This is a genomic window from Hydrogenophaga sp. (assembly GCF_965657535.1).
Taxonomy (GTDB): domain Bacteria; phylum Pseudomonadota; class Gammaproteobacteria; order Burkholderiales; family Burkholderiaceae_C; genus Hydrogenophaga.
The window spans coordinates 190,748-214,147 of record NZ_CBFHOP010000001.1; the positions used below are offsets into that span (position 1 = coordinate 190,748).

Below are 23,400 nucleotides of genomic sequence, written 5' to 3' on the forward strand. Positions count from 1 at the left end.
GCGCTGCCGCCGGCACGGGCTGCAATGCGCGTTGAGGCTGCGCATCAGGGTCTCAAATGCATAAGCCAATCTGATACAAGAAATTTTAAGTTAATTCCACTTCACTTGAAGCCGGGTTTTTCCCATACTGCGCACCTGTTTCTTCCTTTTTTCGGAGCGGGTCATGCAAGTCACGGTATTGGGCGCGGGCATCATTGGGGTCAGCACGGCGTGGCATTTGCTGCAGCGCGGCCACACCGTCACGCTGGTCGACCGCCAGCCCGACGCCGCACTGGAAACCAGCTTTGGCAACGCCGCGCAAATTTCGGTGAGCTACTGCGAGCCGTGGGCGAACCGCGAGGCGCCGCTGAAGGCGCTGAAGTGGATGTTTTCGGCCACCTCGCCGCTGTTGTTTCGCCCGCAGATCGATCCTGCCCAGTGGCGCTGGGGCCTGCAGTTTCTGGGCCAGTGCAACGACGCGGCGTTTGAGCGCAACGTGGCGCAACTGGTGGCCCTGGGTTCTTACAGCCATGCCGCCTTGAAAGACGTGGTGGCCGAGACCGGCATCGAATACCACCGCCTCGAACGCGGCATTGCCCACTATTACACCGACCAAAAATCGTTTGACGGCGCCGCAGGAGCCGCTGCGGTGATGCAAAAATTTGGCGTCAAGCGCCGCGTGATCAGCCGCACCGAGCTGCTGAAGATTGAACCCGCGCTGCATGCGTTTGCCGACCGAATTGTGGGCGGCACCTACACCCCCAGCGACGAGTCGGGTGACGCGCGCGTGTTCACCCAACAGCTCGCGGCGCTGTGTGCCCAACGCGGCGCGCAGCTGCTCTACGGGCACGATGTGGAAGCGATGGACGCCAGCGGTGGCAGCGTGCAGCAGGTGCGCGTGCGCGACCGCGCCAGCGGCACCGTGCGCAGCCTGAAGGCCGACGCCTATGTGGTGGCCTGCGGCTCGTACACCACGCCGCTGTTGAAAAGCGTGGGCGTGCAGGTGCCCATTTACCCCGGCAAAGGCTACAGCGCCACCCTGCCGCTGCTGCGGCCCGACAAGGCGCCCCAGGTGAGCATGATCGACGACCAGTTGAAGATCGCCATGTCGCGCCTGGGCAACCAGTTGCGCGTGGCCGGCACCATCGAGTTGGGCGGTTATGACCTGTCGCTGGACACACCACTGGCGAAAAAGCGTTGCGAGATGCTGGTCAAGCGCATTGAAGAGGTGTTCCCCGGTGTGGCCGACACCCGCACGCCCGAACAAGGTGGCGACCCGCAGTTCTGGACCGGTCTGCGCCCGGCCACGCCCACCAACATTCCGCTCATGGGTCGCACGAAAGTGGGCAAGCTGTGGGTGAACGCTGGCCACGGCACACTGGGCTGGACGCATGGCGCCGGCTCGGGCAAGGCGCTGGCCGAACTCATCAGCGGCGAGCAGCCCGCCATGCCGTTTGAGTTTTACGGCATGAAGCCTTCCGCCAAGGCTCCTGTGGCCCGCACCGCGCGGCTGCAAACACCGCCACCCAGCCAGGCCTGAAAATAACGACCAAGGCCGGTGACTGCCACACGCAGTCACCGGCCTTTTTGTCTGCCGGCACAACACGCGTGCGCCGGACCCGGGCAGCACCACCGCCCAATGTGTCGACGAACAAACAGGAGACATACGTGACCCGAACACCCCTCAACACCGGCGCAGGGCGGGCGCTGCTGCTGGCCGCCACCAGCGCACTGGCGCACAGCGCTGCCCAAGCCCAAACAGCCGCCGCACCTACGCTGGACGAGCGCATCAGCGCTGCGGTGCAGCCCTATTCCGACGCGGTGGCGGGCGCCATTTTTTTCTCGGTGCCGTTGGGTGGCACCAGTTTCCCGCTCATCGTGGGTTGGCTGATTGCGGCCGCGCTGGTCTTCACGCTGTATTTCGGCTTCATCCAGTTCAGGGGTTTCGGCCACGCCATCCAAGTGGTGCGCGGGCGCTATTCGCACCCGTCCATGGCGGGTGAAGTGACCCCGTTTCAAGCACTCACCACCGCCGTTTCAGGCACCGTGGGCCTGGGCAACATCGCCGGTGTGGCGGTGGCGGTGGGCATTGGCGGTGCGGGCGCCACGTTCTGGATGATCCTGGCCGGCTTGCTGGGCATGGCGTCCAAATTCACCGAAGTGACGCTGGGCGTGAAATACCGCAACGTGCACCACACGGCCGGCACCGTCTCGGGCGGCCCTATGCGCTACCTCTCCAAAGGGCTGACCGAGCTCGGCATGCCCCGACTGGGCAAATTTTTGGCCGTGTTCTTTGCCATTTGCTGCGTGGGCGGCGCCCTGGGCGGGGGCAACATGTTCCAGGCCAACCAGAGCTTTCAGCAGGTGGTGGGCGTCACCGGCGGTGCCGACAGCTATCTGGCCGGCAAGGGCTGGCTGTTTGGCCTGATCATGGCCGTGCTGGTGGGTCTGGTCATCATCGGCGGCATCAAGTCGATCGCCCGCGTGACGGAAAAAGTGGTGCCCTTCATGGCCGGCCTCTACATGGTGGCGGGCACGGTGGTGCTGTTCGTCTACATCGACAAACTGCCCTGGGCGTTTGGGCAGATCTTTGTGGGCGCGTTCTCGGCCGAGGGCGTGGCTGGCGGCGTGGTGGGCGCACTCATTCAGGGTTTCAAACGGGCCGCTTTTTCCAACGAAGCCGGTGTGGGCTCAGCGGCCATCGCTCACTCGGCGGTGCAAACCGACCAGCCCGTGTCGCAAGGCTTTGCCGCGCTGCTGGAGCCGTTCATTGACACCGTGGTGATCTGCACCATGACGGCGCTGGTGATCATCATCACCGGCCATGTGAGCGCCGGTGGCCTCACGCCGCTGGCCAACGGCGCCAGCGGTGTGGGCCTGACGTCGGCCGCCTTCGGCAGCGCCGTGAGCTGGTTCCCCTATGTGCTGGCGCTGGCGGTGGTGTTGTTTGCGTTCTCCACCATGATCACCTGGAGCTACTACGGCCTGAAGGCCTGGACCTACCTGCTGGGCGACAGCCTGGCTTCTGAACTGGTCTTCAAGTGCATGTTCCTGGCGTTTGTGGTCATTGGCGCCAGCATGGGTTTGGGCCCTGTGATCGACTTTTCAGACTCGATGATCTTCGCCATGGCGCTGGCCAACATCGTGGGCCTGTATTTTTTGATGCCTGTGGTCAAGCGCGAGCTGAACAAATACTGGGCTGGTATTCACTCGGGTGAGATCAAGGTGACCCAGTAAGCCGGGCGCTCACCACCGCTGCGCGTCTCGCGCAGGGTGTCTTTCTCGGCCCGCCTTGCGCGGGCCGTTCCTCTTTCGGGGGATCGTTTTCTCCTCCATTGACGCGGCGCAACGAGACCACACAAGCGCCCACCAACGCCAAGAACCCGGTTCCTAGAATGGCTCGTCATCATTCATCTTGCGGAGCAGCGCCCATGGTTTCTTTCAAAAAATCGGTGCCTTGGGTGGCCTGCGCGGCGCTGGTGGCCTGCGGCGGCAGCAGCGATTGGCCCGACAACCCGGTGGGCGAACCCCTGGCTATCACGGCAGCCAACTACCTCACGGTGACCCAAGAGGTGCTGATGGCTTCGTTCAGCCTGGTGGACACGTCGGAAGCCCTGGTGTACGGCGCCGGCGTGAGCGCCCTGCCCAAGCCCCTGCGCTATGCCCGCCTGCAGTTGCCCCGCCTGCCTGAGCGGGTGGCGAGCCTGGGCGCGGTGGTGGCGGGCACCGAATACAGCGAAACCTTGCCCTGCGAAAGCGGCAGCGTCACGCTCACGTTTGACGACCGGGACAACAACGGCATCGTGTCCGCCGGCGATGTGCTGAGCGAAACCTTCAACAGCTGCCTGGAGTTGGGCGAGACGGCCAACGGCACGCTGCGATTTGCCTTCAATGCACTCACGGGCGACCTGGATTCGACCGTGTTTGCAGCCAAGCTGACCCTGTCGTTCGACGTCTTCCGCGTCACGTCGGCAGCGGGTTCGGTGCTGGCCAACGGCACGGTAACGCTCGACACCGTGTCCACCGGGCTCTACGCGCAAGCGTTTGGCCTGACCACGCCCAGCTACCGAGAAGAGCTGAGCCTGGGCGGTACCGTGACGAGCCGAACCCTGACCAACTTCACCACCCACGAAACCATTGAGCCCGCGCTGCTGGACTACGCATTTTCGGCCACGGTCAACGGCACCCTCACTTCGTCGTCGTTGGGCGGCAAGTCGGTGGTCATCGCCAACATCACACCGTTCAGCGGGTTGGGTGCCCAAAACTACCCGCCCAACGGCCAAGCCCTCGTGACAGGCGCGGCCAGCAGCTTGCGCATCACGGCGGTGTCTGACAGCGAAGTGTTCGTCAGCGTGGACACCAACGGCGACAGCACAGCCGACTTGTGGGGAACCCACCTCTGGAGCGAGTTCCTTTGACGCCAAGCCCGCTGGCTGGGCTGTGGCGGGCGGGCATCTGGTTGCTGTGCGCGGCGCTGCCGAGCACCGTCCACGCGCTGGACTGCGGCACGCCCACGCTGGGCCTGGGCGCCGGGCGCGAGCACAGCCACTGGGTGGAGCGCGACGCTCAAGGCGCTACGGTGCTGACCGAACGCGGCTGGCTGGACCGTATCGCCCTTGCGGCGGGAGGCCCATGCGGCGCTGCAACCTGGGAGGCGCAGTGGGCCCGCAGCCAGGGCACGCGCCACTACGACGGCCAGACCCAGACCGGCACACCGGTGCAAACCAGCAGCCACCTGCGCGTGGATGCGCTCACACTGAGTGGCTGGATGCCCGTGGATACATTCGCCCAGACCGACCGGCAAGACACAGACCCTGCCTGGGCCTGGGGCGCACGCGTGGGCTGGCGGCAGACCGACCGGCGCATCGCCAGCACCCCCACCGCGCTGGGCTACCCAGAGCGTTTTAGGGCCTGGCAGCTCGCGCTCGGCGCACGCTGGCGCGTGCACGAGGCCAGCGGCTGGCGGCTGAGCGCCACTGGCTGGGCCGGCGGGAGCCCCAGGGGCACGGCGCAGGTGAGCCTGCCCCGTGCCGACCCGCTGACACTGCCGCTGGGCCACAACCGCCTGCTGGCGCTGGGCCTGCAACTCGGCAGTGGCGCGCGCAACGAGCGCGCCGGCGCCTGGTCTTGGCAGCTGCGGCTGGAAAGCCAACTGGAGACCACCGCAGCCGGGGCAGCCCGGGTGATCACCCGCAACGGCGTGCCGGTGGCGGTGGCGTGGATGCCTGAAATACGCCAGCGGCAGACGGTGTGGTCGGCCGAACTGAACCGGCGTTTTTGAAAGACTGATTCGAAGGGCTCAGCGCACCGGCCCGCCCATGCCCTGGCCTACGCGCTCGCTCATCCAGCGCAGCAGGTCCAGCCACATCTGACGCATTTCGGCGTCCAGCGGCGTGCGAAACGCGCTGGTGAGTTCGATGGTGACCACCGGCATGCCTTTGTGCACACCGCCGTAGTTGCCCAGGCTGCCGGGGAAAATGCCCACTTGGTCCAGGTAGAGGCGGCCAAGCTGGGGGGGCGGCACGCCGGGGCCGTCGAAATCGAGCACGCCGTAGGGTGCGTGGATGCTGACCACCAGGTCGGGCTGGAAGCGCTCCATTTCGTCGTGCAGAAACTTCGACTCGGGCTCGGACAAGGGGCTGGGGCCGGGCCAGCGGCGCGGGTCTTTTTTTGTTCGTTGTTCCCAGTACACCTTGGCGTCGCGGGCCCAGTTGGGCGTGGGGAAGTTGCGGTTCAGGTCCACGCCCCGGGCGTTGACCCGCTTGGCCGGCCGGGCCATCAGGCCGTCGGGGTTGAGCGCGGGAATGAAGCGCCAGTGCGCGTTGGACGGCGTTTCGGTGGCGCGCTGAATCCAGTGCAGCGCCAGCGAGGCCGACGACAGCTCGTCGCCGTGCATGGCGCCCACCACCAGCACGCGGAGCTTGGCATCGGGTGCCACCACGTCGCGCTGGTACAGGGTCCGGCCCTGCACCGAACGGCCCACGGTGGGCTTGAGCTGGGCGGCCGCGCACAGGGGCGCCTGCACGTTGGGCAAGCGCGCCACGAACTCCCGGCAGGGGTCGCTGCCTGGCACATCGGCCAGCGGGTGGCCGGGGCCACGGGCCAGGGGCTGCAGGGCCATGGCCGGGGTCAGTACCGCCAGGGCCAACGCCAGCAGCGCCAGGCGCTTGCCCATTCGGGGCATGAAAATTTCACTCATGCAGGCATTCTAGGAGCCTGCCCTGCAGAAACGTTTTGCGCCTATGACCGGGCCACCGCCAGCGTGACGGCTGGCACACACCGCGTGTTTTCAGGCGTCTTTTTCACCAGCCTCGTACAGCGTCTCGCGGCCCATGCGGTCCAGGATGAGTTCGGCCGTCCACGGCAGCATGAGCGCGCCGCAGCGGCTGTCGCGGTACAGACGCTCCAGCGGCAGGTGCTTCATCATGCTCTGGCCGCCGCAGGTTCGGATGGCGAGGCGGGCGATGTCGTTGGCGCCTTCCATCACGCTGTAGTGCGCGGCGTACAGGCGCAGCTTTTCGTCCTTGCTGGGGTTGGGCTTGGCTTCGGCAATGGCGCGGGCAAAGATGCTTTTCATGTTCTCCAGCTGGATGCGCATTTGCGCCACCGTGATCTGCTTGGTGGGGAACTGGCGGCGCTTCACCGGCGGCTCGCCCTCGACCTCGCCGCGCAGGTACTTCACGGTGAAGTCGTAGGCCGCATTGGCCAGGCCCAGGTAGGTGGGCGAGAGGGTGAAGAACATGGCGGGCCAGGTTTGCGCGCCTTTGAAGTAAATGCCGCGCGGCATGAGCTGTTCGGCGTCGCTCACAAACACGTCTTTGAACGCGAGGTTGCGGCTGACGGTGCCGCGCATGCCCAGCGGGTCCCACTCGCCGCTGATGCTGAAGCCAGCCGACGTGGCGGGCACGCTGATGTAGAGCGTGTCGCGCGCGTCGGGGTGGTCGTCGCCCTTGTCTTCGGTGCACAAGATGCCGTAGTAGTTGGCTGCGCCCGAGAGGCTGGCCCAGATTTTCCGGCCGTTGATGAGCCAGCCGCCTTCGACCTTGCGGGCCGTGGTGCCAAAGGGTGCGCGCCCGGCGGCGGCGGCCGTGCCTTCGCTGAAGGGCTGGGCGTAAATGGCGCCGTCGTTCACGATGCGCTTGAAATGCAGCTCGCGCCGGGCCAGGTGCTCGGCCCGCTGCTCGTCGCTCATGGCAATGCCGTCGGCCAGCACGCCGGTCCACATGGTGCTGCAAATGTGCATGTTCCAGGTGAGCGCCGTGGCGCCGCAGAAGCGGCCGATTTCAGCGGCCACCATCATGTAGGTGGTGTAGTCGGCGCCCATGCCGCCGTGGGCGGTGGGCACGCAGAGTTTCAGAAAACCGGCGTCGCGCAGATCCTGGTAGTTGGCAAACGGGAAGCTGGCTTCGCGGTCCCACTGCGGGGCGCGGGCGGCGAACACGTCGCGCCCCAGCGCGTGGGCCTGGGCCAGCAGCTGGCGCTGCAGCGGGGTGAACGGCATGTCGCCCACGGCGGGGGTGAAGTCCAGGCCGGTGTGCGGGTTGACGGGGTTGTTCATGGGGCTTGTCTCCTGCGAATGTGGTGATGGGCTCAATGCGTGTCGGGCAGCGGCTTGGGTGTGGGCTCGTGCAGGAAAGCGAGTAGCAGCGCGTCAAACTCGTCGGGGGCTTCCAGGTTCATCAGGTGGCCAATACCGGCAAGCTGGGCGTAGCGCGCGCGCGGTATCGCAGCCGCCATCTGCTGCATCACGGCGGGCGCGGCCACGCGGTCGAACTCACCGCCGATGAGCAAGGTGGGCACGCGGATATGGGCCAGATCTGCCTACCGGTCGAATGTGACCAGGCATTCCAGCGCGCGGCGGTAGGTGGCGGCGGGCACGCTGGCCATGCAGTGCTCGGCCAGTCTCAAGCCCTCGGGCAACGAACCGGGGCCGACCATCTGCGGTACCAGCCGGGCGGCCATGTCGGCCATGGTCTGGCCGGCGTCCAGCGGCGCGGTGCGCTGGGCGATGAACTGCTGTGCCCAGGCCTCGGCGCTGCGTCCGTCGGTGCGCTTGCCAAACGCGGCCGAGGTGCCGCACAAGATGAGCTTGTTCACCTTGTCGGGTCGGCGCGCCACCACTTCTTGCGCCACCATGCCACCCATGCTGTGGCCCAAGAGCGTCACGCTGTCGCACTGCAGCGCATCGATCAGGTCCACACAGCGCTGCGCCAGGCCTTTGAAGCTGTAGGGCTCAATGGGCGCGCTGCGGCCATAGCCGGGCATGTCCCAGGCCACGGCGCGGTAGCCCAGGCTGGCCAGTGTTTCCACCTGCGGCGCAAACGCGCGGTGACCGCCGCCAATTCCATGGAGCATGAGCACGGTGGGGCCGCTGCCCAGGGTGGTGAACTTGGGCAAAGTCATAGAACCCCCATGCTGGTCGCTGCGCGTACGGCGCTGCCCCCCGAGGGGGCTGGCCTTGCTTGGGGCGGCCCGGCGCGGTGGCGGGTCATGCTGCCACCACCCGGCCCGCGTCGACCACCACCGCGTCGTCCAACGACACGGTGCAGCCGCGCAGGGGCCAGTCGAAATGGCCCCGGGTGTAGCGGCCAGCGGTTTCGTTGGCGCCGGTGCTGTACAAAAAGTTGCCGGCAAAGGCGCGCAGCTCGGTGCCGTTGAAGTCGCGTTTGTCGTACAGCGCCATGCTGTCCCAGCGGGCAGCGTCGTTCAGGCCGTAGCCCACATGCGAGACGGCGTAAGCCTCTTTTTCGCCCCAGGCGGCAAAGTACGAACGCAGCAACTCGGCATCCACACCGGCGCCGTCGATGCGGGTCACGTAGTCGTTTTCAATGGTGAGCGTGACGGCGCGTTCGATGTAGCGCTTGAAGGTCAGGTTCACATCGCCCTCGGCCAGCACCAGCGTGCCGTTCACACTGCCGGCCGCCGGGAAAGCCAGCACCAGGCCACCGGGCCAATGGGTGAGCGTGCCGGGGCGCGTGGTGCTGCCCCAGTTGCCGCCGGCCACCGCACCGGGCAGCGCAATGGACAGGTCGGTGCCCGCCGCCGAGCGCACGCGCATGGCCTGGGCTGTGCGCAGGCGCTTCACATGGGCTTTCACACGCGCCTCGGTGGCATCGTCGGGCAGCAAGCGGGCCAGCGCTTCGGGGTGCTCGTTGCTCACGTAAACGATGCGCGGCTGGGTGCTGCCGTTGCCCTGCAAAATGGCGGGCAGCTCGGGCGCGTGCATCAGGCCCTCGACCGTGCAGTCCACCACCAGCGTGCTGGCCTGCAGTGCCGCGATCACCGGGCCCAGCTGCTGGATGGCGGGCGAGGCACCGGTCGAGCGGGTCACTGGCTCACCGGCACTGAACACCGAAGGCAGCATAAGCGTGAAGCTGCGCGCGCCCAGCCGGGCTGCGGCCAGGCGGGCCAATTCCATCAGCACCGGGCGGCTTTGGGTTTCACCGAGAATGGCCACCGTATCGCCCGGTTGCAGCGCACAGCGGCGCAGCACGGTCTCAAACGCGTCGATCCAGGCGGGTTCGATCCGCTCTTGCAACATAAGCTGTCTCCTTCAGAAATGGACGCCGCCCGCGCCGGAACGTTTGTCTGGTTCGCCACTGCAGGCTTGATGCCCAGCAGCAAGGCACCTATTATTGATGAATTTTCATATAAATAACACCCATGTCCCCTGCCCGTTCTGCCGGCCATCAGGCCCGGCCACCTGACTTTTCAGCACGCGAATTCCGTGCATCACTGGGCATGTTTGCCACGGGTGTCACCATCGTCACCGCGCGCACTGCGGCGGGCGAGCTGGTGGGCCTGACCGCCAACTCGTTCAACTCGGTCTCGCTCGACCCGCCGCTGGTGCTCTGGAGCCTGGGCCGAGCGGCGGGCTCCATGGCCGCGTTTTCCAACGGCATGCACTACGCCATCAACGTGCTGGCGGCCGACCAGCAAGCCCTGGCCGAGCAGTTTGCTGCCCGGGGCACCGACCGCTGGGCGGGCGTGGCGTTCACCGAAGGCGTCAGCGGTGCGCCGCTGCTGGCCGGTGCGGCCGCCACGTTCGAATGCTTCAACCGCAGCCAGTACGCCGAGGGCGACCATGTGATTTTTGTGGGCGAGGTGGAGCGCTGTGCCCACCGCGCCGAGGCGTCGCCCCTGCTGTACCACGGCGGCAAGTTCTACACCGAGCATCCCCTCTGACGATGCGCTCCACCGCCAACGCCGTGCCAGCACAGGACGGCAGCCCCCGCTTCGTGCACGACTACCTGGGCTATCTGCTGGGCCAGGCCAACCATGCGCTGTTCAAAGACTTTGAAGCCGTGGTGCGGGCCGCCGGGCTGGGCTCGCTGGAATGGCGCGTGCTGGCCACCCTGAGCGACCAGGCCCCGATGCCTGTGGGCCAGCTGGCGCAAGAGGTGCTGAGCCAGCAACCCACCGTGACCAAGCTGCTGCAGCGCCTGAGCGCGCAAGGCTGGGTGCAGCTGACAGACGACCCACAAGACCAGCGCCGCACGCTGGTGACCATCACCGCCGCCGGGCAGAAAAAGATCACCCCCCTCATGGCCCAGGCGAGCGAACACGAAAAACAAACCCTGACGGGCCTGAGCGCCGCCGAGATCCAGCGGCTCAAAGCCCAGCTGCGCGCACTGACCCACACCCGCTGACGCCATGACCACGATTCAACGCAAAGACCACCTCGATACCTTCGCCATCACCCTGCTGGTGGCTTGCTGCGCGTTCTGGGGATTCCAGCAAATTCTGATCAAGTTCGCCAGCCGCGAAATACCGCCGCTGTGGCAAGCCTCCATCCGCATGTGGGGCGCCACCGCCCTGCTCTGGCTGTGGTGCCAATACCGCGGCGTGCCGCTGTTCAAGCGCGACGGCACGCTCTGGGGTGGCTTGCTGGTGGGCCTGTTGTTTGCCGGCGAGTTCTGCTTTATTTACCTGGGCCTCACGCACACCAGCGCGTCGCGCCTGACGGTGTTCCTGTACACCAGTCCGTTCTGGGTGGCGCTGCTGCTGCCCCGCTTCGTGCCGGCGGAGAAGCTGCGGCGCATTCAGTGGGTCGGCCTGTTTGTGGCCTTCAGTGCGGTGGCGGTGGCGTTCAGCGAAGGCTTCATGCACAGCTCCCCCGTGGCCGGGCAATGGAAGGGCGACGCCATGGGCCTGGCCGCCGGCATGCTCTGGGGTCTGACCACGCTGGCCATCCGCACCACCAAAATTGCCACGGCGGCGGCCGAAAAGTCGCTGTTCTACCAACTCGGCGTCACCGCCGCTGTGACGCCTCTGCTCTCGATGGCGTTGGGCGAAACCTGGAGCCTCGACTACTCGGCCCTGGCCTGGGGCTCGATCTTTCTGCAAACCGCCGTGGGCGCCTTCGCCAGCTACCTGGCCTGGATGTGGATGCTGCGCCACTACCCCGCCACGCAGATGGCCACCTTCACCTTCCTCACACCCGTGTTCGCATTGGTGTTCGGCGTGGTGCTGCTGAGCGAGCCGCTCACGCTGCAGCTGGTGCTGGCGCTGCTGGGCGTGGCGGCCGGGATCGTGCTGGTCAGTCGCAAGGGCTGACCAGCACATTCGCGGGGGTTTCAGCGCAGGTGGTGCACCGCCGCCTGCCCGTAGACCGGCGTGTCCAGCCCCTCGTAGCGCGCCTTCAACTGCAGCGACAAAAACTGTGAGTAGTGGCGGCTCTGGTGCAGGTTGCCGCCGTGGATCCACAGCTGCTTCTGGTTGGTCGGCTTCCACATGTTGCGCAGTTCGCCTTCCCACGGTCCCGGGTCTTTCGTCGTGCTCGATCCCAGCCCCCAGACCTTGCCCACGCGGTCGGCCACCTCGGGCGACACCAGGTCGGCCAGCCAGTGGTTCATCGAGCCGTAGCCGGTGGCGTAAACCAGCAGGTCGGCGGGCAACTCGGTGCCGTCGGTCAGCGTCACGCTGTTGGGGTTGATGCGCTCGATGTTGTTGTGGCTCTTGAGCTTCACGCTGCCGTTGGCCACCAGCTCGCTCGCACCCACGTCGATGTAGTAGCCCGAGCCGCGGCGCAGGTATTTCATGAACAGGCCCGAGCCGTCGTCGCCGAAATCGAGCATGAAGCCCGCCTTCTCCAGCCGGCCGTACAGGTCGGCGTCGCGCTTCTTCATCTCGTCGTACACCGGGATGTGGAAGGTGTGCATGATCTTGTAAGGCACGCTGGCGAACACCAGGTCGGCTTTGTGGTGGTCGATGCCGTTCTTCAGCGCCTCCTCGCTGTACAGCCCGCCCAGCGCCAGCTCCATGAGCGAGTCCGACGGCGCGATGTGGGTGCTGCTGCGCTGCACCATGGTCACGTCGGCGCCGTTTTCCCACAGCGCGGCGCAAATGTCGTGCGCCGAGTTGTTGGAGCCCAGCACCACCGCCTTTTTGCCTTTGTAGGCCTCGGGGCCGGGGTGCTTGCTGGAGTGGTGCTGGTCGCCTTCAAAGGTTTCGGCACCCGGGATCTTGGGCACGTTGGCGTAGCCCGACACACCGAGCGCAAACACCAGTTGCTTGGGCCGCAGCGTCACCTCTTTGCCCGCCCGGTCCACCACCACTTCCCACTCGCCGGTGTCCTCGTTGAAGGTCGCCTTCTTCGCGGTGGTCGAGCCCCAGTAGTTGATCTCCATGACCTTGGTGTACATCTCCAGCCAGTCGCCCACCTTGTCTTTGGGCGCGAACACCGGCCAGTCGTCCGGGAAGGGCATGTAGGGCAGGTGGTCGTACCAGACCGGGTCGTGCAGGCACAGGGTCTTGTAGCGGTTGCGCCAGCTGTCGCCGGCCCTGGCGTTCTTTTCGATCACGATGGTCGGCACACCCAGGCGCTTGAGCCGCGCGGCCAGGATGATGCCGCCCTGGCCACCGCCAATGATCACCGTGTACGGCTGCTCGTCGTAGCCCAGCCGCGCCTCTTCTTCGTGGCGGCGCTCCAGCCAGCTCTTGCGCCCCTGCTGCGCGCCGTGCTCCGCACCCTTGATGCGGCGCGTGCCCTTCTTCTCTTCAAAACCCTTCAGCTCGACCATGGTGGTCAACAGCGTCCAGGCTTTGTCGTTTTTCAGGCGCAGATGGCCTCGCCCGCGCGAAACACGGGTTTCGAACGTGAACCAGGCGTCGGTGATGCCGTCGGCCTCGGTGGCCTCGCCTTCGAGCTGGAAGTTCGCTGCCGCCGTGTCGGCCTGCCGCGCGCTCAACATGTCGCGGATCGCGTCATGGCCCTCCTGCGTACGGATGTTCCAGGTGAACGAAACGAGATCGCGCCAGTAGCAGTCGGCGTCGAAGAGGGGTAGCACGGCGTCGGGCTTGCCGGTGGCCAGGGCGGCGCCAAATGCGTCCAGCCAGCGCTGGGCCCGCACAGAGGGCGTGAAAACAGGCGCGGTAAGGGTCATGGGTCTTGTCTCCTGTGGATGCCGGCCTCGAATCGGGCCGGTGCTTCTTTCCTTTCAAGACCCGTGCCATGTGGTTGAAGCGCGCAAGCACTTGATTTGAAAAGACTTTTTGAAACGGTGCGGGTGTCACACCCCGTGCACCTGTCACGCCCCCGAGTGACAGGTGTCACACCGCTACCGGTGGGAAAAGTCTCAACCCAGGGTGCCGCGAAACCGGCTTTGCCGGGCCGACAGCACCGCGCCCAGGAGGGGTCGCGCGCAGCGCGGCGGGGGGAGTCAAGTCATCCGGTTGGGTTGAACGATGCCTGACCTTTTCATCCTTCGGTACAGCGTCATGCGCGAAAGGCCCATGTCACGCGCCACCGCGCTCACATTCCAGTGCGCCGTGCGCAGCGCCTGCAGCAAGGCCTCGGGTCCATGGTCCGCTGCGGGAGCCAAGCCAGCGCCAGCAAAACGCACCGCCAGACGGCCCGCCTGCAATTCCGGCAGGTCATCCAGATCGATCGGCCCCTGCGCGCACATGCTCGCGGCGTAGTCCAGCACGTTGCGCAACTCGCGCAGGTTGCCCGGCCAGGGGTGCGCCAGCAGGCGCTGCAGCGCGGCCGGGGTGAGCGAGTGGTTGCCCAAAAGCCGCGTGATCATCGCGCCCAGGTCGCTGCGCTCGCGCAGGGGTGGCAGCTCGATGTGCGCACCCTTGAGGCGGTAATACAGGTCGTCGCGGAACCGCCCTGCGAGCACCAGCTGCTCCAGCGGCGCGTGCGTCGCCGCGATCACACGGATGTTCACCGGCACCGGCCGCGTGGCCCCCACCGGCAGCACCTCGCGCTCGGACAGCACCCGCAGCAGCCGCGCCTGCAGCGCCAGCGGCATGTCGCCGATCTCGTCCAGGAACAGCGTGCCGCCGTCGGCCTCGGCGATGAGGCCACGCTTGCCCTTGGTGGATGCGCCCGAGAAGCTGCCCGGCAGGTGACCGAACAGCTCGCTCTCGATCAGGTGCTCGGGAATCGCCGCGCAGTTCACCGCCACAAAAGGCCGGCCGCGCCGCTCGCTGGCGGCATGCACCGCCTTTGCGAAATATTCCTTGCCCGAACCGGTCTCGCCCGTGATCAGCAGGCTGATCGGCGTGTTCACCAACCGCGCCACACGCTCCACCTGCCGGTCCAGCGCGGCGTCGCCCGCCGAGAGCGCGGCCAGCGGCGCGGGCACGCGGCGCTCCTCGCGCGGCGCGCTCGCCACCGGGCGCGGCGGCGGCGGCACCGCCGACAGGAACAGCAGCTGGCGCCCACCCGCCAGCATCACCGCGCGCTGGTCCGAAGGCTGGGTCATCACGAAGCGGCCGATCTGGCCGAACGGCAGGCCGAACAGTCGCTCGAAGCCCATGCCGATCAGCGGCTGCCCTTTTTCCAAAGCCAGCTGACCCCGCCGGTTGTGGCCCACCACGCGGCCGTTCGTGTCCAGTGCCAGCAGGTAGTCGGGCTGCACGTCCAGAAACTGCGGCGCGTGCGACAGGCGCAGCACCCAGTCGTGCCGGTGGCGGTGCAAAAAGGCCGCGTGCTCGATGTCGTGCGCCGTCATCTTCACCAGCTGCAGCGCCAGGTGCTGGCTGCTCTTGGGCTGGCTCGAACTGAGCTGCGAAATGTCGAGCACCGCGCTGAGCTGCCCCGCGCTGTCGTACACCGGCGCGGTGGTGCAGGTGAGCGGAATGTGGGTGGCGTCGAAATGGTCGTCCAGGTGCACGGTGAGCGCCTGGCCGGTGCTGATGCAGGTGCCCACGCCGCAGGTGCCGGCGTGGTGCTCGCTCCAGTCGGCGCCCAGGTACAGGCCGGCCTTGCGCAGGCTGGGCTCAAACACCAAGTCACCCAGAAAGTCCACCGTCACGCCGCGCGCGTCGGTCAGCAGCACCACATAACCCAGGCCCGCAACCTTGCTGTAGAGCGACTCCAGCCCGTGGCGCGCGATCTGCAGCAGCGCCTCCATCTGGTCTTGGTGCTCGCGCAGCCGCGCCTGCGGCAGGATGACGGCTTCCTGCATGCGCGTTGGGTCCAGCCGGTGCTCCTGCACGCAGCGCAGCCACGAATCGCGGATCACCTGCTCGTGCTGCGCTGCAGCCTGTGCGCCCACGCCGTCTGCGGCCACCTGCATCACGGTGGCAATGTGCTGGTGCTGGGAGCTGGGCATACAAAACCTTGTGAAAGCAGCGGAACAGCCCACCACCTTCATCGCAGAACGCCCGCCTGTCAATCGCGGGTTTTCACCAGGGCCTCAACTTTTCTTGGCCAGCCCCAGCCGTTCAATCGTCGCCTTCTCGGCCTTGAAGGTGCGCTCGCCGTAGGCGGTGTGGTCGGCGGTGCTCATGTAGATGCTGGGCATGTAGAACTTGTCCAGCGTGGCCTGCACCGATGGATCTTCGAGGGTCTTGCGAAACGCGTCGTGCAACACCTTCACCACCGCCGGGTCCATGCCTTTGGGGCCACCGATGCCGAAGGGCGATTCGGTGATGGTGTCCCGGCCGCTTTCTTTGACGGTGGGCACGTCGGGGAAGGCTTTGTTGCGCTGGCTGCCCAGCGTGGCCAGCAGGCGCAGCTTGCCGCTGAGCACATGGGGTGCAAATTCGGTGGTGCCGCTCATGACGCGGATGTGGCCGTATTCGAGCTTGCCGGGGTTGGCCTTGGCGTAGGCGACCATGTCCTTGAGCGTTTTGAACGGGGAATCGGCGGAGCAAGCGATGCCAACGGTGTAGCCGGTGAAGCAGACGATGTGGCTGATGTCTTTGACGGGGTCAAAAGCCATGTTTTGCAGGTGCGGCAGGCGGTAGATGCCCAGCGGCAGCTGCGTGAGGGTATAGCCGTCGGGCTTGGCGTTGACCATGGCGGCCGCGCCCATGGTGCCGCCGGCGCCGGGCTTGTTTTCAATGATCACCGGCACGCCCAGGCTCTTGCTGGCGCTTTCGGCAAAGGCGCGCATCACGCCGCCGCTTCAGCCGGTCGCGCGGGCCTGGTGTTCGGCCGCAAAGGCCTCGTACCAGTCCAGACACCCGGGGTTGGCCATGGCTTCTTTGTTGATCACCTTCTCCAGCGGCTGCCCGAGCAGCAGTTTCTTGATGGGCAGTTCCTGCTTTTTGCCCGAGAGGGTGCGCGGAATTTCGGCCACTTGGAACACATCGTTGGGCAGGAAGCGCGGCGAGAGCGCGGTACGGATAGCGCCGTTGATCTTGGCGGTCATGGCGTCGTCCAGCGCTATGCCGGGCCGCAGCACCACGAACAGCGGCATGTAGCTTTCGCGCCCCAGGTATTCAAGATCCACCACCATGCTGTCCAGCACCTCGGGCAGGGATTCGACGGCGCTGTAGAGCTCGCTGGTGCCCATGCGCAGACCGTGGCGGTTGATGGTGGCGTCGGACCGGCCGTAGATGACGCAGGAGCCGTCGGGGTGGATGCGCAGCCAGTCGCCGTGGCGCCAGACGGCGCCGGCTTCTGGGGGCAGATCGCCACCACCGGGTCGGCGCCCATGGCCCGCAGGGTACATGTCGAAATAGCTGCCCAGCAGGCGCTGGTTGTCCACGTCGCCCACAAAGTACAGCGGCATGGACGGGATGGGCTGTGTGCACACCAGTTCGCCCACGGCGTCGATGACGGGCTGGCCCTGTTCGTCCCAGGCCTCCACCGCGCAGCCCATAAGGCGGCACTGCATGCGGCCCGGGGTTTGCGGCAGTTCCCTGTGACCGCCGATGAAAGCGCCCGCGAAGTCCGTTCCCCCGGAGATGTTGCACCACCAGATATCGCCCCCTCGCTCCCCCACTTCGTGTGGGTAGCTGCGCCCCGAGGGGGCTGATTCACCTTGGGGCGGCCCGGCGGTGAATCGGTCGCTCTGGGCCGCTTTTCGCAGCTGGCGAAACTGCGCCGTGCCCCAGTTCTGCGCGTCTTCCGACAGCGGCGAACCGGTGGTGCCCAGTGCCCGCACCTTGGACAGGTCGCCGCAGGCCGACAGGTCCACGCCTGCCTTCAGGCAGTTGGCAAAAAACGCCGCGCCGGCGCCGAAAAAGGTCACGCGCTGCTCGGCCGCAAAGCGCCAGAGCGTGGTCCAGTCTGGCTTTTCTTTGCTGCCGCCCGGGTTGCCGTCAAAGATGACGCAAGTGGTGCCGTTGAGCAGGCCGCTGGTCTGCGCGTTCCACATTACCCAACCGGTGGAGCTGTACCAGTGGTAGCGCTCGCCCCAGCTGTTGGGCGCATAGCTGCAGCCCACGTCGTTGTGGATGATCTTGAGCGCCAGCGCCACGATGACGGTGCCGCCGTGCCCGTGCACGATGGGCTTGGGCAGGCCGGTGGTACCGCTGCTGTAGACGATCCACAGCGGGTGGTCGAACGGCAGCCACAGGGGCTCGAACGCAGTGGTGGCCGCGTCGTCGCGCGCGGTGGCGGTGCTGAACGCGGTGCAGGGTTGCGCGGCTTCCAGCGCGTTGTCCACCGCGGCGGGCTCTTCGGCCAGGTTGGTGTGCAGCACCATATGGCGCACGCTGGGCAGGGCCGCGCGCAGCTCGGCCACCACGGCCAGGCGGTCGAAGTCTCGTCCGCCGTAGGTGACGCCATCGCAGGCGATCAGCACCACCGGCTCGATCTGCTTGAAACGGTCCAACACGGCGTTCGTGCCCATGTCGGGCGCACACACGCTCCACACCGCGCCGATGCTGACCACCGCGAGAAAGGCCACCATGGTCTCGGGGATGTTGGGCAGGTAGGCGGCCACGCGGTCGCCGGGCTGCACACCTTGCGCCTGCAGGTGCAGCGCGAGCGACGCGACCTGGCGGCGCAGCTCAGGCCAGCTCAGCTCCACTGCGCGGCCCTTTTCGTTGTGGCTGACCACGGCCGCAAAACCCGCCGCGTGGGCCGGCGCCACGTGGCGAAAAACCTGCTGCGCGTAGTTCACCTGCGCGCCGGGGAACCAGCGCGCGCAGGGCATCACGTTGCGCTCGAGCACCGCCGTGTGCGGCGTGGGCGAGCGCAGTTCAAAGTAGTCCCAAATGCTTTGCCAAAACGCGTCCAGCTCGGTGGTGGACCAGCGCCACAGCGCGTCGTAGCCATCAAAATGCAGGCCGCGCTGCTCGGCCAGCCACTGCTGGTACAGGCGGATCTGTGGCACGTAAGGGGCGGGTGGCGAGGTGGTCATGGTTTCGCTCTTGTGTCGGACCTGCGGGGCCGGGTGTCTCGTTCGGGCGCAAGCGTAGCAGCGCACACTGGGCACCGCCGTTGCCGGCGCGACAGCCTGCGGTATAACCCGGCCATGCCACTGCCCACGCCCACCCTCGAACCCGCCTTCGACCTCACCGTCCATGTGGCCGCGCCCGTCGAGGCCGGCCACGTCACCGGACTCAACAGCCGGGGCCGGCGCCGCATCATTCCCATCACCGGCGGCACGGTGAGCGGTCGGGTCAACGGCGCGGTGTTGGCCGGCGGGGCCGACTTTCAGCTGGTGGTGAGCGACACCTGCGCCGACCTGGATGCGCGCTACCTGCTGCAGCTGAACGACCCGGCCTGGCCCGGGGCCCATGTGTTTGTGCAAAATCGCGCGCTGCGCCGCGGCTCGGCACAAGACATTGCCAAGCTGGTGCGCGGCGAGCCGGTGGACCCGGCGGCCATTTACTTCCGCTGCGCGCCCAGCTTTGAGGTGTCGCACCCCGCGCTGGCTTGGCTCACCGAGAGCCTGTTCGTGGGCACCGGCGCGCGCTTTCCAGACCGGGTGGAAATGCGGTTCTTCCGCGTCGCCTGACGCCGGGGCACGCCCTCCGCCTACCCGCAACGCGTCTCTTTTGTCCCGCGGGGGTCTGCGCGGCTGCACCGCCGCTTGTGGTGCGCCCGACCAGCGGTCAGAATCGCGGCCGCACGTTTCCCCGATTTCTACTTTCAACAACAACGGAGTTTCTTCCCATGGGTCTATTCAACTGGACAGAAAAACCGGCCTCCACCCTCGCCAGCGGCGGCGTGGTGGGGCCCGACGAGCGGCTGTCGTGGCCGCAAACCACGGTAATGGGTGTGCAGCACCTGATCGCCATGTTTGGCGCCACCGTGCTCGCGCCCATCCTCATGGGTTTTGACGCCAACGTCGCCATCCTCATGAGCGGCATCGGCACGCTCATCTTCTTCGTCATGACACAAGGCAAGGTGCCCAGCTACCTCGGCTCCAGCTTCGCCTTCATTGGCGTGGTGATTGCCGCCAGCGGCTACGCCGGCCCCGGCCCCAACGCCAACATTGGCGTGGCGCTGGGCGGCATCATCGCGTGCGGCATCGTCTACACCATCATCGGCGCCATCGTGCAGGCCGTGGGCACGGGCTGGATCGAGCGCTTCATGCCGCCGGTGGTCACCGGCTCGGTGGTGGCGGTGATCGGCCTGAACCTGGCCCACATCCCCATCAAAAACATGGCGCCCACCAACTTCGATGCCTGGATGCAGGGCGTGACCTTCGTCTGCGTGGCGCTGGTGGCCGTGTTCAGCAGCGGCATGCTGCAGCGCCTGCTGATCCTCATGGGCCTGGTCGTGGCCAGCGTCATCTACGCCGTGCTCACCAACGGTCTGGGCCTGGGCAAGCCCATGGACCTGTCGGGCCTGGTGAACGCCGCCTGGTTCGGCATGCCCAACTTCAGCGCACCCGTGTTTGAAGCCAACGCCATGCTGCTGATTGCGCCGGTGGCTGTGATTCTGGTGGCCGAAAACCTGGGTCACATCAAGGCCGTGACCGCCATGACCGGCAAAAACCTGGACAAATACATGGGCCGCGCCTTCATGGGCGACGGTGTCGCCACCATCGTGGCCGGCAGCGCCGGCGGAACCGGCGTGACCACGTATGCGGAAAACATTGGCGTCATGGCCGCCACCAAGATCTACTCCACGGCCATCTTCATGGTGGCTGGCTTCATGGCCGTTTTGCTGGGCTTCAGCCCCAAGTTTGGCGCGCTGATCCAGGCCATTCCACTGGCCGTCATGGGCGGCGTGTCCATCGTGGTGTTTGGCCTGATCGCCGTGGCTGGCGCCAAGATCTGGGTCGACAACAAGGTCGATTTTTCGAACAACAAAAACCTGCTCGTGGCGGCCATCACGCTGGTGCTGGGCACCGGTGAATACACGCTGAAGTTCGGCGAATTTGCGCTGGGCGGTATCGGAACGGCCACGTTCGGCGCGATCTTGCTGCACGCCCTGCTCAACCGCAAAGCCTGATCTTTCGGGCACCCTGGCCAAGCCTGGTCCCCGCAAGGGGCCAGGCCTTTTTTTCGGGGTGGCCGCCCACGCAACGGCGCGCGAGCTTGCCTGCGTGTCGCGCATCACCATGGCGGTGCCAGCGCCACGCTGAGCCCCAGAAATAAGGGGTTTGCAGCGGGGTTTTCGTTCTAGCGGACACCGGAGGCTTGTGAGACGATTGGGCATTCACATTTCCGCTCACACCATGGACGCTGCCCTGCCCGCCCCAGACGACGACTTGGGCCACTACCTCTCGCTGATGGTCGCCCACGGCGCCTCCGACCTGTTCCTGTCCAGCGGCACCGCCGCAGCCCTGAAGGTGCAAGGCGTCATCAAACGGCTGTCTGAGCGCAAGCTGGACCCGACCTACACCCAGCGGCTGGCGTATTCGGTGATGCGCGAGTCGCAGATTCGCGAATTCGAAGCCACCTTGGAATGCGATCTGGCCATTGCCCTACCCGGCCTGGGCCGGTTTCGTGTCAACGTGTACCGCCAGCGCGGCGACGTGGCTGTGGTGGTGCGCCACATCAACGCCAAAATCCCGTCGCTGGACGCGCTCAAACTGCCCCCGGTGCTGAAAAAACTGGCCCTGCTCAAGCGCGGCCTGGTGTTGGTGGTGGGTGCTGCGGGCTCGGGAAAGTCCACCACGCTGGCGGCCATGCTCGACCACCGCAACCGCAGCGTGAGCGGCCACATCCTCACGGTGGAAGACCCGATGGAGTTTGAGCACGCCCACGGCCTGTCCATCGTGGACCAGCGCGAGGTGGGGCTGGACACCCAAAGCTTTGACGAAGCGCTGCGCCACGCCATGCGCGAGGCGCCCGACGTGATCATGATCGGTGAAATCCGCGACCGCGAAACCATGCAGCACGCCATGGCTTATGCCGAAACCGGGCACCTGTGCGTGTCGACCCTGCACGCCAACAACGCCAACCAGGCGGTGCAGCGCATTCTGAATTTTTTCCCCGAAACCGCGCACCGCCAGGTGCTGATGGACCTGTCGCTCAACCTCAAGGGCGTGGTGGGCCAACGGCTGATTCGCGGCGCGGCGGGTGCTTTGGTCCCAGCGGTCGAAGTGATGCTGCTCTCGCCCTACGTGGCCGACCTGATCCAGAAAGGCCAGACCGACGAGATCAAGGACGTGATGGCCAAGAGCACCGAACTGGGCATGGCCACCTTTGACCAGTCGCTCTACGAGCTGTACCAGCGCGGCGAGCTCACGGCCGAGCAAGCGGTGGAACACGCCGATTCACGCACCGACCTGTCGCTGCGCATCCGCCTGCACGCAGGCAAGCGGCCCGACGCCGGCAGCCTGCGCATGGCCGGCAGCTGAGCCAGCCGTTCCCAGGTTCAGCCTCGCTCGCAGCGCCCCTGCGCCGTCGCCAAGCCACGGAAATCGCTGGTCCAGGTCTGGCTGGCGGTGTCGATCTGGATGCGTTCGTTGTCCAGCGCGGTCAAGATCACCGTTTCGCGCACCGCAAAGGTGTAGACCGGTACGCCGTCAATCTGCACCGAGCGCACGCGCTGCTCGTCGTAACCGATGACCACGGTGCGTGCCCAACTGGTGCGCGCGGGCAGGTACACGGCTTCGCACACCAGCGTGGTGGTGGCTGGCATCGGCTGTGCGCCTGCCAGCGCCATGAACCCGGCGAGCAACGCCGCCAGCGGGCGTTTCACGGCTGCGGGTCCTGCTGGGCCATGCGCTCGCTTTTCCAGTACACGTCGTCGCCGCCGTTTATGCGGTTGAGCACGCGCGCCAGCACAAACATCAGGTCGCTCAAGCGGTTCAGGTACTGGCGCGGGGTTTCTTTCAGCGCCTCTTCGTTGCCCAGCGCCACCACGGCCCGCTCGGCGCGCCGGGCCACGGTGCGGCACACGTGGGCCTGGGCTGCTGCTCGGGTGCCGGCGGGCAAGATGAATTCTTGCAACCTGGGCAGTTGCTCGTTGTAGGTAGCCAGACCGTCGTCCAGCGCCAGCACGGCCTCGGGCTTGAGCAGCTCAAAACCAGGAATGGACAGCTCGCCGCCCAGGTTGAAGAGCTGGTGCTGGATCTCCACCAGCAATGTGCGCACGTCGGGCGCCATGTCTTCGCACAGCAGCACGCCGATGTGGGAGTTGAGCTCATCCACCTCGCCCATGGCGTGCACGCGCAGGCTGTTTTTGGACACGCGGGTGTTGTCACCCAGCCCGGTGGTGCCGGCGTCGCCGGTGCGGGTTGCGATTTGTGTGAGTCGGTTGCCCATGAAAAGTCCTCGGGTGGCGGGTGTGCAGACAAAACCACATTGTGCGGGAACGCGGGGCCCAGCGCCCTCGGTGCGGCCCGTAACCACACGCGTGCAGATGTGTCGCAGGCCAACATCCTGTCACCCGGGCAACAACTGGCAAAAGCGCTGGTGGGCTGCGCCTGCGCAGGGTGCAATGGGCACTCGTTCAACGCACTGGAGCCTTCCCATGAAACGTCAACGAAACCGCATCACCCACTTCGAACTGCGCAGCGTTCAGCTCATGGCCGCCTGCACGCTCAGCCTGGCCGGCCTGACCAGTGGTCAACACACACCCACATCCCCGTCAGGGGCGGGTAAAACCACCTGGTCGTCGGCGACGGGTGCTGCGCACAGCCAAGGCAACACCCTGGAGCCCCTGCGCCGACAACACGCCGGGTTGGACACGACCGACCAGGCCGCCTGATACCCACCCGTGCGCTTCGCACAGTGCGGCGCCAAGCCCACCGGCGCGGGGCCTCCGTGATCGGCCAAAGGCGACTCGAAACGACTCCTAGGCGGGGTGCCACGGCGTAAACTGGCGCC

20 protein-coding genes and 1 pseudogene are annotated in these 23,400 nt (G+C 66.4%); 11 read left to right on the top strand and 10 right to left on the bottom strand.

Annotated elements, in window-relative coordinates; genetic code table 11:
• Positions 1-163 precede the first annotated feature (163 nt).
• From ACTG4K_RS01025 to ACTG4K_RS01040, 4 genes are all read left to right on the top strand, one after another.
• Complete coding sequence (locus ACTG4K_RS01025; protein ID WP_439112334.1) at positions 164-1,519, top strand: D-amino acid dehydrogenase; 1,356 nt, start codon at positions 164-166, stop codon at positions 1,517-1,519.
• Positions 1,520-1,647: 128 nt separating this feature from the next.
• Positions 1,648-3,216, top strand: a complete 1,569-nt coding sequence (locus ACTG4K_RS01030; protein ID WP_439112335.1) for an alanine/glycine:cation symporter family protein — start codon at positions 1,648-1,650, stop codon at positions 3,214-3,216.
• Between the two features lie 194 nt (positions 3,217-3,410).
• Complete coding sequence (locus tag ACTG4K_RS01035) at positions 3,411-4,397, top strand: hypothetical protein (RefSeq protein WP_439112336.1); 987 nt, start codon at positions 3,411-3,413, stop codon at positions 4,395-4,397.
• Positions 4,394-5,260 carry a hypothetical protein gene (locus ACTG4K_RS01040; protein WP_439112337.1) on the top strand — a complete coding sequence of 289 codons (867 nt, stop codon included), beginning with the start codon at positions 4,394-4,396 and terminating at the stop codon, positions 5,258-5,260. The genes ACTG4K_RS01035 and ACTG4K_RS01040 overlap by 4 nt, the downstream gene beginning before the upstream one ends.
• Positions 5,261-5,278: 18 nt before the next feature.
• On the opposite strand, the gene ACTG4K_RS01045 is transcribed toward ACTG4K_RS01040, so the two are convergent.
• The 4 genes and pseudogenes from ACTG4K_RS01045 to ACTG4K_RS01060 form a co-directional block, all read right to left on the bottom strand.
• Positions 5,279-6,178 (bottom strand): M14 family zinc carboxypeptidase, encoded by a 900-nt coding sequence (locus ACTG4K_RS01045; RefSeq protein ID WP_439112338.1) that lies wholly within the window; start codon positions 6,176-6,178, stop codon positions 5,279-5,281.
• Positions 6,179-6,268: 90 nt separating this feature from the next.
• Positions 6,269-7,537, bottom strand: coding sequence for an acyl-CoA dehydrogenase family protein (locus ACTG4K_RS01050; protein ID WP_439112339.1), 1,269 nt, complete (start codon positions 7,535-7,537; stop codon positions 6,269-6,271).
• A gap of 32 nt (positions 7,538-7,569) precedes the next feature.
• A pseudogene (locus tag ACTG4K_RS01055) lies at positions 7,570-8,382 on the bottom strand (alpha/beta fold hydrolase).
• An 85-nt stretch (positions 8,383-8,467) separates the two neighbouring features.
• Entirely contained in the window at positions 8,468-9,520 is a 1,053-nt protein-coding gene (locus ACTG4K_RS01060) for a peptidase M29 (RefSeq protein WP_439112340.1), read from the bottom strand.
• Positions 9,521-9,642: 122 nt separating this feature from the next.
• Between ACTG4K_RS01060 and ACTG4K_RS01065 the strand changes: the two genes are divergently transcribed.
• From ACTG4K_RS01065 to ACTG4K_RS01075, 3 genes are read left to right on the top strand one after another with little or no spacing between them, the layout of a single operon-like run.
• Positions 9,643-10,164, top strand: coding sequence for a flavin reductase family protein (locus ACTG4K_RS01065; protein ID WP_439112341.1), 522 nt, complete (start codon positions 9,643-9,645; stop codon positions 10,162-10,164).
• 2 nt (positions 10,165-10,166) lie between these two features.
• Positions 10,167-10,628 (top strand): MarR family winged helix-turn-helix transcriptional regulator, encoded by a 462-nt coding sequence (locus ACTG4K_RS01070; RefSeq protein ID WP_439112342.1) that lies wholly within the window; start codon positions 10,167-10,169, stop codon positions 10,626-10,628.
• A gap of 4 nt (positions 10,629-10,632) precedes the next feature.
• On the top strand, positions 10,633-11,535 hold the full coding sequence (locus ACTG4K_RS01075) for a DMT family transporter (RefSeq protein WP_439112343.1): 903 nt from the start codon (positions 10,633-10,635) through the stop codon (positions 11,533-11,535).
• 20 nt (positions 11,536-11,555) lie between these two features.
• Here the strand turns inward: ACTG4K_RS01075 and ACTG4K_RS01080 are convergent, their stop codons facing one another.
• The 4 genes from ACTG4K_RS01080 to ACTG4K_RS01095 form a co-directional block, all read right to left on the bottom strand.
• On the bottom strand, positions 11,556-13,364 hold the full coding sequence (locus tag ACTG4K_RS01080; RefSeq protein ID WP_439112344.1) for an NAD(P)/FAD-dependent oxidoreductase: 1,809 nt from the start codon (positions 13,362-13,364) through the stop codon (positions 11,556-11,558).
• A gap of 276 nt (positions 13,365-13,640) precedes the next feature.
• On the bottom strand, positions 13,641-15,542 hold the full coding sequence (locus ACTG4K_RS01085; protein ID WP_439112345.1) for a sigma-54-dependent Fis family transcriptional regulator: 1,902 nt from the start codon (positions 15,540-15,542) through the stop codon (positions 13,641-13,643).
• An 84-nt stretch (positions 15,543-15,626) separates the two neighbouring features.
• Positions 15,627-16,328, bottom strand: a complete 702-nt coding sequence (locus ACTG4K_RS01090; protein ID WP_439112346.1) for a tripartite tricarboxylate transporter substrate binding protein — start codon at positions 16,326-16,328, stop codon at positions 15,627-15,629.
• Between the two features lie 12 nt (positions 16,329-16,340).
• Positions 16,341-18,527: an acetoacetate--CoA ligase gene (locus ACTG4K_RS01095; RefSeq protein ID WP_439112347.1), complete on the bottom strand. Its 2,187-nt coding sequence runs from the start codon at positions 18,525-18,527 to the stop codon at positions 16,341-16,343.
• A gap of 114 nt (positions 18,528-18,641) precedes the next feature.
• On the opposite strand from ACTG4K_RS01095, the gene ACTG4K_RS01100 reads away from it, so the two are divergent.
• The 3 genes from ACTG4K_RS01100 to ACTG4K_RS01110 all read left to right on the top strand — a co-directional run bounded on the left by ACTG4K_RS01100 (position 18,642) and on the right by ACTG4K_RS01110 (position 21,926).
• Positions 18,642-19,127, top strand: a complete 486-nt coding sequence (locus tag ACTG4K_RS01100) for a DUF3237 domain-containing protein (RefSeq protein ID WP_439112348.1) — start codon at positions 18,642-18,644, stop codon at positions 19,125-19,127.
• 158 nt (positions 19,128-19,285) lie between these two features.
• Positions 19,286-20,572: a solute carrier family 23 protein gene (locus tag ACTG4K_RS01105; RefSeq protein WP_439112349.1), complete on the top strand. Its 1,287-nt coding sequence runs from the start codon at positions 19,286-19,288 to the stop codon at positions 20,570-20,572.
• Positions 20,573-20,798: 226 nt separating this feature from the next.
• Positions 20,799-21,926 (top strand): PilT/PilU family type 4a pilus ATPase, encoded by a 1,128-nt coding sequence (locus ACTG4K_RS01110; protein ID WP_439112350.1) that lies wholly within the window; start codon positions 20,799-20,801, stop codon positions 21,924-21,926.
• 17 nt (positions 21,927-21,943) lie between these two features.
• On the opposite strand, the gene ACTG4K_RS01115 is transcribed toward ACTG4K_RS01110, so the two are convergent.
• Positions 21,944-22,270 (bottom strand): hypothetical protein, encoded by a 327-nt coding sequence (locus tag ACTG4K_RS01115; RefSeq protein ID WP_439112351.1) that lies wholly within the window; start codon positions 22,268-22,270, stop codon positions 21,944-21,946.
• Positions 22,267-22,836 (bottom strand): cob(I)yrinic acid a,c-diamide adenosyltransferase, encoded by a 570-nt coding sequence (locus ACTG4K_RS01120; protein ID WP_439112352.1) that lies wholly within the window; start codon positions 22,834-22,836, stop codon positions 22,267-22,269. Before ACTG4K_RS01120 ends, ACTG4K_RS01115 begins: the two co-directional genes overlap by 4 nt.
• Before the next feature lie 208 nt (positions 22,837-23,044).
• On the opposite strand from ACTG4K_RS01120, the gene ACTG4K_RS01125 reads away from it, so the two are divergent.
• A complete protein-coding gene (locus ACTG4K_RS01125) occupies positions 23,045-23,281 on the top strand; it encodes a hypothetical protein (RefSeq protein WP_439112353.1) in 237 nt (78 codons plus the stop codon).
• Positions 23,282-23,400: the final 119 nt, after the last annotated feature.

Bases quoted from the DNA above. Each gene is read 5' to 3' on its own strand.
- ACTG4K_RS01025 (WP_439112334.1), top strand. From the start codon at position 164: ATGCAAGTCACGGTATTGGGCGCGGGCATCATTGGGGTCAGCACGGCG.
- ACTG4K_RS01035 (WP_439112336.1), top strand. From the start codon at position 3,411: ATGGTTTCTTTCAAAAAATCGGTGCCTTGGGTGGCCTGCGCGGCGCTG.
- ACTG4K_RS01045 (WP_439112338.1), bottom strand. From the start codon at position 6,178: ATGAGTGAAATTTTCATGCCCCGAATGGGCAAGCGCCTGGCGCTGCTG.
- ACTG4K_RS01050 (WP_439112339.1), bottom strand. From the start codon at position 7,537: ATGAACAACCCCGTCAACCCGCACACCGGCCTGGACTTCACCCCCGCC.
- ACTG4K_RS01060 (WP_439112340.1), bottom strand. From the start codon at position 9,520: ATGTTGCAAGAGCGGATCGAACCCGCCTGGATCGACGCGTTTGAGACC.
- ACTG4K_RS01065 (WP_439112341.1), top strand. From the start codon at position 9,643: ATGTCCCCTGCCCGTTCTGCCGGCCATCAGGCCCGGCCACCTGACTTT.
- ACTG4K_RS01070 (WP_439112342.1), top strand. From the start codon at position 10,167: ATGCGCTCCACCGCCAACGCCGTGCCAGCACAGGACGGCAGCCCCCGC.
- ACTG4K_RS01075 (WP_439112343.1), top strand. From the start codon at position 10,633: ATGACCACGATTCAACGCAAAGACCACCTCGATACCTTCGCCATCACC.
- ACTG4K_RS01080 (WP_439112344.1), bottom strand. From the start codon at position 13,364: ATGACCCTTACCGCGCCTGTTTTCACGCCCTCTGTGCGGGCCCAGCGC.
- ACTG4K_RS01085 (WP_439112345.1), bottom strand. From the start codon at position 15,542: ATGCCCAGCTCCCAGCACCAGCACATTGCCACCGTGATGCAGGTGGCC.
- ACTG4K_RS01090 (WP_439112346.1), bottom strand. From the start codon at position 16,328: ATGCGCGCCTTTGCCGAAAGCGCCAGCAAGAGCCTGGGCGTGCCGGTG.
- ACTG4K_RS01095 (WP_439112347.1), bottom strand. From the start codon at position 18,527: ATGACCACCTCGCCACCCGCCCCTTACGTGCCACAGATCCGCCTGTAC.
- ACTG4K_RS01100 (WP_439112348.1), top strand. From the start codon at position 18,642: ATGCCACTGCCCACGCCCACCCTCGAACCCGCCTTCGACCTCACCGTC.
- ACTG4K_RS01105 (WP_439112349.1), top strand. From the start codon at position 19,286: ATGGGTCTATTCAACTGGACAGAAAAACCGGCCTCCACCCTCGCCAGC.
- ACTG4K_RS01110 (WP_439112350.1), top strand. From the start codon at position 20,799: ATGGACGCTGCCCTGCCCGCCCCAGACGACGACTTGGGCCACTACCTC.
- ACTG4K_RS01120 (WP_439112352.1), bottom strand. From the start codon at position 22,836: ATGGGCAACCGACTCACACAAATCGCAACCCGCACCGGCGACGCCGGC.
- ACTG4K_RS01125 (WP_439112353.1), top strand. From the start codon at position 23,045: ATGAAACGTCAACGAAACCGCATCACCCACTTCGAACTGCGCAGCGTT.